Below are 9,711 nucleotides of genomic sequence, written 5' to 3' on the forward strand. Positions count from 1 at the left end.
GGATTGCTTCGCTTCGCTCGCAATGACGATGAAAGGGATCAGCCCTTGCCCGAATCCAGCGCGTAACCCGCCGAGCGCACGGTGCGGATGATGTCGCTCGTGCCGGGCAGGTTGATCGCCTTGCGCAGCCGGCGGATATGGACATCGACGGTGCGCAATTCGATATCGCTGTCCTGGCCCCAGACGCTGTCGAGCAATTGGCCTCGCGAAAAGACGCGGCCCGGATGCTCCATGAAATGGCGCAGCAGGCGAAATTCGGTCGGGCCCATGTTCACGATCTGCCCGCCGCGCACGACCTTGTGCGCGACCGAGTCGAGCTCGATGTCGGCATAGCTGAGCATTTCGCCGGCGAGCGCGGGGCGCAGGCGGCGCAGCACCGCCTGGACGCGCGCGACCAGTTCGCGCGGGCTGAACGGCTTGGTGACATAATCGTCGGCGCCGGTTTCCAGCCCGCGAATACGATCCTCTTCCTCGCCGCGCGCGGTGAGCATGATGATCGGCACATTCGCCGATTTGGGGTTGCGGCGGAGCCGGCGGCAGACCTCGATGCCCGGCAGGCTTTCGATCATCCAGTCGAGCAGGACGATGTCGGGCACGCGTTCCTCGACCAGGACGAGCGCCTGTTCGCCGTCGGGGGTCTGGCGCACCGAAAAACCTTCGCGGGCGAAATGCCACACGATCAGTTCGGCGATCGCTTCATCATCTTCGATGAGAAGCAGGTCGGGCTGCGGCATCAGCCTTGCTCCTGTTCCGCAGCGCCGTCCTCGGGCTGCTCGCCGCGCTCGCGTTCGTCCATCTGGCCGCCGGTGACGACATAATAGACCATCTCGGCGATGTTGGTCGCATGGTCGCCCATGCGTTCGAGGTTCTTGGCGACGAACAGCAGATGCGCGCTTTCCGAAATATATTTCGGATTTTCCATCATAAAGGTCACGAGGGTGCGGAAGATGCTGTTGTAGAAATCGTCGACATTCTTGTCGCGGACGGTGACCCGCACCGCGAGGTCGGCATCGCGCGCCGCGAAACTGTCGAGCGCGTCGTGGATCAGTTCGGCGACGATGTTCGACATCGAGATCAGCAGCGGGATCGCCTCGATCGATCGCGTCTGGTCCATCAGCGCGACGCGCTTGGCGATATTCTTGGCATAGTCGCCGATCCGTTCGACGACCGACACGATTTTCAGCGCCGCGATCATCTCGCGCAGGTCGTCGGCCATCGGGGCCCTGAGGGCGATGGTCTGGACCGCGAGTTGCTCGACTTCGCTTTCGAGCGCGTCGATCTTCTTGTCGTCGCGCACGACCTGCGCCGCGAGTTCGAGGTCGCCCATGTTGAGCGCGGTCATCGCCTGGAGCAGCGCCTGTTCGGCGCGGCCGCCCATCTCGCTGATCAGACCGCGGAGGCGGTTGAGGTCTTCGTCGAAGGCCTTGACCGTGTGATCGTTGACGATTGCCATCATGCTATCCTTTCGCGGCTACGGTTTAGCCGTAGCGGCCGGTGATATAATCCTTGGTCCGCTCCTGGCGCGGGTTGGTGAAGATGTCGGTGGTCTTGCCATATTCGACGAGGGTTCCGAGGTGGAAAAAGGCGGTGCGCTGCGACACGCGGGCCGCCTGTTGCATATTGTGCGTGACGATGACGATCGCGAATTTGCCGCGCAGTTCGTGGATCAGTTCCTCGATCTTCGCGGTCGCGATCGGGTCGAGCGCCGAGCAGGGCTCGTCCATCAAAATGACTTCGGGGTCGACCGCGATCGCGCGCGCGATGCACAGCCGCTGTTGCTGGCCGCCCGACAAAGCGGTGCCGCTTTCGCCGAGCCGGTCCTTGACCTCGTCCCACAGGCCGGCGCGGACGAGCGCGCGTTCGACGATGCCGTCGAGGTCGGCCTTGGTCGGAGCGAGGCCGTGGATGCGCGGGCCGTAACCGACGTTGTCATAGATGGATTTGGGGAAGGGGTTGGGTTTCTGGAACACCATGCCGACGCGGGCGCGCAGCTGCACGACGTCCATCGACGGCGCGTAGATATCCTCGCCGTCCAGTTCGATGCGGCCGGTCACCTTCGCGCTCGCGACGGTGTCGTTCATGCGGTTGAGCGAGCGCAGAAAGGTCGACTTGCCGCAGCCCGACGGGCCGATGAAGGCGGTGACCAGTTCGGTGCCGACATCGATCGAGACGTCGTTGATCGCCTGTTTCTCGCCATAGAAGACGTTGACGTTCTGCGCCGTCATCTTCGGGTCGGTTATGGTCAGATCATCTTGGGTCATGGTCATGGCTTTAGCTTCACCAGCGTTTTTCAAATTTGTTGCGAAGATAGATCGCGAGCGCGTTCATCGACAGCAGGACGATGAGCAGCACGATGATCGCGGCGGAGGTCTTTTCGACGAAGCCGCGGTCGACCTCGTCCGACCAGAGGAAGATCTGCATCGGCAGCACCGTCGCGGGCGAGCAGACGCCGTCCGGCACATCGCCGATGAAGGCGCGCATCCCGATCAAGAGCAAAGGCGCGGTTTCGCCCAGCGCGCGCGCCATGCCGATGATCGTGCCGGTCAGGATGCCGGGCAGCGCGAGCGGCAGGACATGGTGGAACACCACCTGCACCGGGCTGGCGCCCACACCCAGCGCCGCGTCGCGGATCGACGGCGGCACCGACTTGATCGCGTTGCGGCTGGCGATGACGATCACCGGCATCGTCATCAGCGCGAGGGTCAAGCCGCCGACGAGCGCGCTCGCCTGGCAGATGCCGAACCAGTTGATGAACACCGCGAGCGCAAGCAGGCCGAAGATGATCGAGGGCACCGCCGCGAGATTGTTGATCGACACTTCGATGAGGTCGGTCCAGCGGTTCTTGGGCGCATATTCCTCGAGATAGAGCGCGGCGAGCACCCCGGTCGGGAAGGCGATCAGGAAGGCGATCAGGATCGTCAGCACCGACCCCTTGAGCGCGCCCCAGATGCCCGCGACCGCGGGATCTGTGGCGTCGGCGTTGCGGAAGAAGGGCCAGTGAATGCCGGTCGACAATTTGCCGTCGCGCTCCAGCGCATCGACCTTGCTGCCCAGCGCGCCTTTGGCGCCTTCCTTGGCGGCGATGTCGACCGCGCTCGACGTCGGCAGATGGAAGACCGTCTTGCCCTTGAGCAATTCGGGGTCGTCCTTGATCGCGCTGCGCACTTCCTTCCACGCATTTTCGCTGATCATCGCCGAGCCGCCGTCGCCCAGCGCCTCGTCGGCGGCGAAGGCGACGATGTCGGCGAGGCCGGCGTTCGCGATCACCTGGTCGGCGTCGGCATCGCCCAGCCGCGCCGCATCGACGGTCAGCGGCATCGCCACGAAGTCGACCGGCACTTCGACATTGGTGTAGGTGAAGCCGCGCAGCCCGTTGCCGACCATCGTGAACAGCAGGAAGGCGAGGAACAGGCCCGAGAGCAGCACCGCGCCCAGCCCGAACAGCCGGAACCGGCGCTCGGCGGCGTAGCGCTTGGCGATGCGGCCCTGCATCGCGCCGCCCTTCCAGTCGGTTGGGGCCCTGGAGCGAGAAGGCGTGTCTCTATTCATAAGCTTCGCGATATCTTTTGACGATGCGCAGCGCGACGATGTTGAGCAGCAGGGTCACGACGAACAGCACGAGCCCGAGCGCGAAGGCGGCGAGGGTCTTGGCGCTGTCGAATTCCTGGTCGCCGGTCAGCAATTTTACGATCTGCGCGGTCACCGTGGTGACGCTGGCAAACGGGTTGGCGGTCATATTGGCCGACAGGCCCGCCGCCATCACCACGATCATCGTCTCGCCGATCGCGCGGCTGACCGCGAGCAGGATGCCGCCCATCACGCCCGGAAGCGCGGCGGGGATCAGCACCTGGCGGATCGTCTCGTTTGGCGTCGCGCCCAGCGCCAGCGATCCGTCGCGCATCGCCTGCGGCACCGCGTTGATGCTGTCGTCGGCCATCGACGAGACAAAGGGGATGATCATCACGCCCATCACGATGCCCGCCGCGAGCGCGCTTTCGGTGCTGGCGTTGGGCACGCCGATCATCACCGCGAATTCGCGCAGCGCCGGGGCGACGGTCAGCGCGGCGAAATAGCCGTAAACGACGGTCGGCACGCCCGCGAGGATTTCGAGGCACGGCTTCACCCATTTGCGCACGCGCGGGTTGGCATATTGGGTGAGATAGACCGCGCTCATCATGCCGATCGGGATCGCGACGATCATCGCGATGATCGCGCCGATCAGCACCGTGCCCCAGAACAGGGGAATGCCGCCAAAGGTGTCGGGCTGCGGGGCCCCGCTCGTCGGCGCCCAATGGGTGCCGAACAGCAATTCGGCCGGCGACACGAGGCGGAAGAAGCGGATCGATTCGAACAGCAGCGACAGCACGATGCCGAACGTCGTCAGGATCGCGACGAGCGACGCCAGCAGCAACAGCAGCATGACGATCTTCTCGACCCGCGTCCGGGCGCGGAAATCGGGCTTGATGCGCGTGAAGGCGTAAAGCCCGCCCGCCAGCGCCAGCGCCAGCATCGCGGCGATGCCGATCCACGCATATTTGTGGCCGGCGTCGGCATAGGGTTTGACCAAAGGCGCGGCGGCGGGGATGCGCACCTGGGCCTGATGGCCGGTCGCGACATTGCGCGCGTCGGACAGGATGGCGCCGCGCTCGAAGCCGAAGGCGGGCAGCTCTTTCGCCGCATCGCTCGCCAGCACCTGGTTGGTGACGAGGCCGGGCGACACCGCGCTCCACACGCCGAGGAACAGCGCGGCGGGAGCGAACAGCCACAGCGCGACATACCAGCCATGATATTGCGGGCGCGAGTGGAGTTTCCGGCCCGCGCGCCCCGCGAGCATCGCCGAGCGCGCGCGGCCGGCCAGCCAGCCGATCAGCGCAAGGCCGGCGATCAGGAGCAGCAAGGCGGCGGCGTTGAAAGTCACACTATCCCCTTCATCATCCGGCCCGCCGTGACCCAAAGCGGGCGGGCGTGGCAATTTGATGACTCTGCGTCATAAACTTCGCCCACATCCCCGTTGGTGTCTCAACCACATTTCCGTTCGTGTCGAGCGAAGTCGAGACACGTCTGGCGCGAACGTGTCTCGACTTCGCTCGACACGAGCGGGGGTAGGGCGTTCGGCAAAAAGCGGCGGCCGGGAAGGGAATGGAACCCCGTCCCGGCCACCGGCCAATCCGCTTACTTCAGTTCGGCGCCGTTGAGCACGACCCAGCCCTTGGCATTCGCTGCGGCGGTCGCGGCGATGTCCTTGGGCGACACGATCAGGCCCTTGGCGGCGAGATAGCCGCCTTCGCCCGAACCCTTCAGGAATTCGGCGACATATTCGGCGAGACCGGGGATTACGCCGACATGCTTCTTCTTGATATAGATGAACAGCGGGCGCGAACCGGGGTAGCTGCCGTCGGCGATCGCGGCATAGGTCGGGCTGACGCCCTGCACCGGCACCGCCTTGATCTTGTCCTTGTTGGCGTCGAGATAGCTGAAGCCGAAGATGCCGAGGCTGGTCGGGTTCTTGTCGAGCTTCGAGATGATGAGGTTATCATTCTCGCCCTGCTCGACATAGAAGGGCGCGCCGCGCAGCGTCGTGCACACTTCGTCATGCTTGTCCTTGTTGCTGTCCTTCAGCGCCTTCATCCCGGCATTGGCGTCGCAGCCCTTGCCCAGGATCAGCTCCTTGAACGCATCATAGGTGCCGCTGGTTGACGGCGGGCCGAAGACCGAGATCGCGACCGCGGGCAGCGCCGGGTTGACGTCGGCCCAGGTCTTGGCGGTGTTAGGCTTGCCATAGGGGTTTGCGGCCAGCGCCTTGTACACATCTTCTTCCGACAGCTTGAAGCCGGGGCCGCGCGCGGCTTCGCCCAGCGCGATGCCGTCGATGCCGATCTGGATTTCGACGATGTCGGTCACGCCATTCTTGGCGCAGGTGTCGAATTCCTTCTTCTTGATGCGGCGCGAGGCGTTCGCGATGTCGGGAGTGTCGCCGCCGACGCCCGAGCAGAAACGCTCGAAGCCGCCACCGGTGCCGGTGCTGTCGATCTTCGGGGTCTTGTTGCCGGTCGCCTCGGCGAATTTCTCGCCGACGGTGGTGGCAAAGGGATAGACGGTCGAGGAACCGACCGCGCTGATATAATCGCGCGCCGCGCCGCCCGAGGAGGCCTGATCCTGGCACGCGGAAAGCGCCAGCACGCACGTTGCAGCGCCGGCGACGAGAGCAAATTTCTGGAACATGACAAAGTCCTGTCGGGGGTCGTTAGCGGAGGGAGCCGCCACCCCCGCGGCGACTCGCTGAGGGCCATTTGGGGGTTTTGTGTGACGTGTTTGTGACAAGGAGTGTCATATAAGTGTCATGTGGAGATAGCGACCCACTGTGACCTTTCCATCTCCTTTTACAATCGAATTCGATCTCGATTTATCTCCGGAGTTGTGCTTCTCTTTTAGAAATCGGTGGGGAAGATGACGTGAGCATAAAGTTCGATCTGCAAGACGGCACGCTTTTCGGTAACGACGCCGGAGAGGACGAAACTCCAGAAATTTTGGCTTCCTATTTTGTTGACCAAAGAGTGTTTAACCCATTTCTCAACAGGGATGGGAAGTTCTATGTCGCTAGGGCAAAAAAGGGGATGGGGAAATCGGCCCTTCTTGCCAAATTTGGGGACCTATATACCTAGCTAGCCAGAAAAAGTTTGACAGGAGCGCAATCCATGGCTAGTTAGGTTTCATGACCGACAAGCCCGAAACCGTCAGCCTCTATCAGTTCTTCGCTCGCTTCCCCGACGAGAACGCCGCTCGCCTCTATTTCGAGCAGAATCGCTGGGCTGGCGAGGTCTCTTGCCCCCATTGTGGCAGCCTGTCGGTTGCCGAGGTCAAGAACCACAAGCCGATGCCCTACCGCTGCCGCGACTGCCGCCAGCATTTCAGCGTCCGCACTGGCACCGTTCTCGCCGAAAGCCGTCTGCCGCTCCACAAGTGGCTCATGGCGATCTACATGATGACCACCGCGCGCAAGGGCATCCCTTCGACCCAGATGGCCCGCGAGCTTGGCATCACCCAGAAATCTGCATGGTTCCTTGCACAGCGCATCCGCGAAACGTGGCTGGCTGGCACCGACAACGACATGGGCGATCACGTCCAAGTGGATGAAACCTTCATCGGCGGCAAAGAGAAGAACAAGCACGCCTCCAAGCGCCTTCACCTTGGCCGTGGCGGCGTCGGCAAGACTGCCGTTGTCGGCATCCGTGACGACAATGCACAGGTTCGCGCCACCCCCGTTGCCGACACCACGGGACGGACGCTCACGGGCTTCGTGGAGGCCAACGTGCCGCAGGGTGCCAGCGTCGTCACCGACGAGTTTTCGGCTTATCGCGGCCTCTCCGGCAAGGGCTACATTCACCACACCGTCAATCACTCGGCTGGCGAATACGTCCGCCACTATTGCATCCATACCAACGGCATCGAAAGCTTCTGGGCGCTGTTGAAGCGCGGCCATTATGGCATCTATCACTTCATGAGCCAGAAGCACCTGCACCGCTACGTCAACGAATTTGCGTTCCGCCAGAATACGCGCGAAGCTGGCACCATGGGCTTCATCGACCAGACCATTGGCCGAATGGTCGGTAAGCGCCTCACCTACAAGGGTCTCATCAATGCCTGACGACAAGAAAATCATTCAACCGATCGATGCCGACTTTGACGAGGTCGCAAGGGCAATGATAACTCCGGCCACCCCATTAGTCAGTAAATCCAATGCCTTAGTGGCTAAATCGGGGCAAAGACCGGCACCCTATCAAATGAGCCTCGATCTAGGGATTGAGGTCGAGAGAGTCGTTGGCGGGATCGAAATGGGGGTGCTGGAGAACGGCATCCCCTATCTAACGCAACGCGGCCTTGCTGAAATGACTGGAGCGGCTCGCTCGACGATTCAGGAGCTTACGCAGGAATGGCAGCAAGCTCATGAGGCTGGCGTTTGGCCGCGCGGTCGAATGCAATTCTTCCGCGACTATCTGGAGAAGGCGGGCTTTGACGAGCCGAGCCTGTTTATCGAGATTACCAAGGACGGATCACCGCACTACGCCTATCCCGACATGGTTTGCATGGCGATGGTCGAGTACTTCGCCTTCGAGGCTCAGCGGACGAATGAAACGGCCCTCACAAACTACCGCAACCTCGCGCGCTACGGCCTCCAGAAGTTCATCTATGACGCTCTAGGTTATGTTCCCGCTGATCCTTGGAAACTGTTTAACGCCCGCGTCTCCTTGCTCAAAGACAGCGTGCCGATGGGATATTTCAGCGTTTTTAAACAGAGCACTGGCTTGCTTGTCGATTTGATCAACGCTGGTCTGCCCGTCAACGAGCACACCATCCCGGACGGCAGCGTTGGCGGCACATGGGGGCGCTACTGGACAGCGGGCAACCTCGACGAGAAATACGGCCCCCGCATCAAATATGCCCACCATTACCCGCCAGAGTACCCCCAGAGCGCCAGCAATCCACAGGAGGCGAACGCCTATCCGAATGAGGCGTGGGCGGAGTTTCAGCATTGGTTCCGTACGGTGTATCTGCCGACGAAATACCCCGTCTACATTCTGAAAAAGGCGAACATGCTGCCGGGCGGTTCGGGTGAAGCAAGAAAACTTGCCGCAATGTATGAACCCAAGGCTATCGAAGGCTAGGGCAGCAGTCGCAGCGTTTTAAGGCGAATTTCCATCGCGGCTTTTGACACGCCGAAATCCCTGGCAAGCGCCGCCACATCCTTGTTAGTCTGGAATTTTTCTTCGATCAGCGCTGTCGGCATGACGATTTGAGCGGCGATCCTGTTGGCCTGAATCTCATGCTCGCGCTTGAAAACGACGTCGCCAGAAGGCTGTCCGCCGTCAAACAGACTATCGACATGTCGATGCATTCGCTCACCATCACCCATGAGGTCGCGGTGCAGGAGATAATGGGCCAATTCATGCGCGGCGGTAAACCGCTGGCGGTTCGCCGATTCATTCTCATTGACGGTGACAATGAATTTCTCGCCGTCACGGACAATCGAACCGGAAGCGCTATCCAAGCAAGCTTCCTCGAAGTGGATTCCAAGCTCGGCAAAGATGGCCTTGAGATCGACGGGGGCCTTCTTCATGTGCCGAGCCAGTATGCTCATTTCACTTTTTTCCATCGTCATTCTCCTTTCCATCCGCTCCGGCAGCGGCAACCAAATCGCCTATATCGGTGTCAGATATAGGGGCTTCCAATGGAAAAGTCTTCTTCCATTCCTGCATTTCACGCCGCAGCATCGGGAAGCCCTCTTCTTCAATCCACTTTTTGGTGCATCGCTCCGCCTCTTCGCGAGCCTCCTTTTCCGCCCACGCTTTCACAAAAAAGCCCCACGCGATTGCGCCGAATAGAGCGATGACCGCAAGCAATATCGAGCCAAACGTGAAGGCTGTCGAAAGGGCGGCAAGAGAATCCGCCGTGGTGTTTGCGGGTTCCGGTGCAGTGGCGATTAGGGGCTGGCAAGAGCGCGTCGCCGACTCCACCATCTTGGAACATGCATCGACGGGGATTGTCTTTGTTGCCATCCTAGCGGTGTGGCACATTCAGAGCGCGGCAGTGACGTGCTCCCCTGAAATGTGACTGGTTTTTGGTAGAGTCCGACGCAAAGGAGTCGGACGACAATGAAACGAAGCAGGTTCAGCGAAGAGCAGATCATCGCGGTTTTGAAGGAACAGGAGGCTG

General features: G+C 61.6%; 10 protein-coding genes. 2 read left to right on the forward strand and 8 right to left on the reverse strand.

Features of this window, described 5'->3' with window-relative positions:
- Positions 1-38 precede the first annotated feature (38 nt).
- The 6 genes from phoB to ACREB7_RS19550 all read right to left on the reverse strand — a co-directional run bounded on the left by phoB (position 39) and on the right by ACREB7_RS19550 (position 6,222).
- On the reverse strand, positions 39-734 hold the full coding sequence (gene phoB / locus ACREB7_RS19525; RefSeq protein WP_431593931.1) for a phosphate regulon transcriptional regulator PhoB: 696 nt from the start codon (positions 732-734) through the stop codon (positions 39-41).
- Complete coding sequence (gene phoU / locus ACREB7_RS19530; protein ID WP_431593932.1) at positions 734-1,453, reverse strand: phosphate signaling complex protein PhoU; 720 nt, start codon at positions 1,451-1,453, stop codon at positions 734-736. The genes phoB and phoU overlap by 1 nt, the downstream gene beginning before the upstream one ends.
- A gap of 25 nt (positions 1,454-1,478) precedes the next feature.
- Positions 1,479-2,261 (reverse strand): phosphate ABC transporter ATP-binding protein PstB, encoded by a 783-nt coding sequence (pstB, locus tag ACREB7_RS19535; RefSeq protein ID WP_431593940.1) that lies wholly within the window; start codon positions 2,259-2,261, stop codon positions 1,479-1,481.
- Between the two features lie 16 nt (positions 2,262-2,277).
- Positions 2,278-3,492 (reverse strand): phosphate ABC transporter permease PstA, encoded by a 1,215-nt coding sequence (pstA, locus tag ACREB7_RS19540; protein WP_431593933.1) that lies wholly within the window; start codon positions 3,490-3,492, stop codon positions 2,278-2,280.
- Positions 3,493-3,541: 49 nt separating this feature from the next.
- Positions 3,542-4,918: a phosphate ABC transporter permease subunit PstC gene (gene pstC / locus ACREB7_RS19545; protein WP_431593934.1), complete on the reverse strand. Its 1,377-nt coding sequence runs from the start codon at positions 4,916-4,918 to the stop codon at positions 3,542-3,544.
- Positions 4,919-5,172: 254 nt separating this feature from the next.
- Positions 5,173-6,222: a substrate-binding domain-containing protein gene (locus ACREB7_RS19550; protein ID WP_431593935.1), complete on the reverse strand. Its 1,050-nt coding sequence runs from the start codon at positions 6,220-6,222 to the stop codon at positions 5,173-5,175.
- Positions 6,223-6,712: 490 nt separating this feature from the next.
- Between ACREB7_RS19550 and ACREB7_RS19555 the strand changes: the two genes are divergently transcribed.
- Positions 6,713-7,645, forward strand: a complete 933-nt coding sequence (locus ACREB7_RS19555) for an IS1595 family transposase (protein WP_431593936.1) — start codon at positions 6,713-6,715, stop codon at positions 7,643-7,645.
- The gene (locus ACREB7_RS19560) at positions 7,638-8,663 is read left to right on the forward strand and encodes a hypothetical protein (RefSeq protein ID WP_431593937.1); all 1,026 of its coding nucleotides are present in this window, start codon (positions 7,638-7,640) and stop codon (positions 8,661-8,663) included. Before ACREB7_RS19555 ends, ACREB7_RS19560 begins: the two co-directional genes overlap by 8 nt.
- Here the strand turns inward: ACREB7_RS19560 and ACREB7_RS19565 are convergent.
- Both ACREB7_RS19565 and ACREB7_RS19570 read right to left on the reverse strand, forming a co-directional pair.
- Complete coding sequence (locus ACREB7_RS19565; RefSeq protein WP_431593938.1) at positions 8,660-9,157, reverse strand: ImmA/IrrE family metallo-endopeptidase; 498 nt, start codon at positions 9,155-9,157, stop codon at positions 8,660-8,662. The two genes, ACREB7_RS19560 and ACREB7_RS19565, sit on opposite strands and share 4 nt — an antisense overlap.
- Positions 9,138-9,554, reverse strand: a complete 417-nt coding sequence (locus tag ACREB7_RS19570; protein ID WP_431593939.1) for a hypothetical protein — start codon at positions 9,552-9,554, stop codon at positions 9,138-9,140. Before ACREB7_RS19570 ends, ACREB7_RS19565 begins: the two co-directional genes overlap by 20 nt.
- Positions 9,555-9,711: the final 157 nt, after the last annotated feature.

This window comes from Sphingopyxis sp., from assembly GCF_050725615.1.
Lineage (GTDB): Bacteria > Pseudomonadota > Alphaproteobacteria > Sphingomonadales > Sphingomonadaceae > Sphingopyxis.

Coding starts and splice junctions, on each gene's coding strand:
- ACREB7_RS19570 (WP_431593939.1), bottom strand. CDS start 9,554: ATGGCAACAAAGACAATCCCCGTCGATGCATGTTCCAAGATGGTGGAG.
- phoB (WP_431593931.1), bottom strand. CDS start 734: ATGCCGCAGCCCGACCTGCTTCTCATCGAAGATGATGAAGCGATCGCC.
- ACREB7_RS19565 (WP_431593938.1), bottom strand. CDS start 9,157: ATGACGATGGAAAAAAGTGAAATGAGCATACTGGCTCGGCACATGAAG.
- pstA (WP_431593933.1), bottom strand. CDS start 3,492: ATGCAGGGCCGCATCGCCAAGCGCTACGCCGCCGAGCGCCGGTTCCGG.
- ACREB7_RS19550 (WP_431593935.1), bottom strand. CDS start 6,222: ATGTTCCAGAAATTTGCTCTCGTCGCCGGCGCTGCAACGTGCGTGCTG.
- pstB (WP_431593940.1), bottom strand. CDS start 2,261: ATGACCCAAGATGATCTGACCATAACCGACCCGAAGATGACGGCGCAG.
- ACREB7_RS19555 (WP_431593936.1), top strand. CDS start 6,713: ATGACCGACAAGCCCGAAACCGTCAGCCTCTATCAGTTCTTCGCTCGC.
- phoU (WP_431593932.1), bottom strand. CDS start 1,453: ATGGCAATCGTCAACGATCACACGGTCAAGGCCTTCGACGAAGACCTC.
- ACREB7_RS19560 (WP_431593937.1), top strand. CDS start 7,638: ATGCCTGACGACAAGAAAATCATTCAACCGATCGATGCCGACTTTGAC.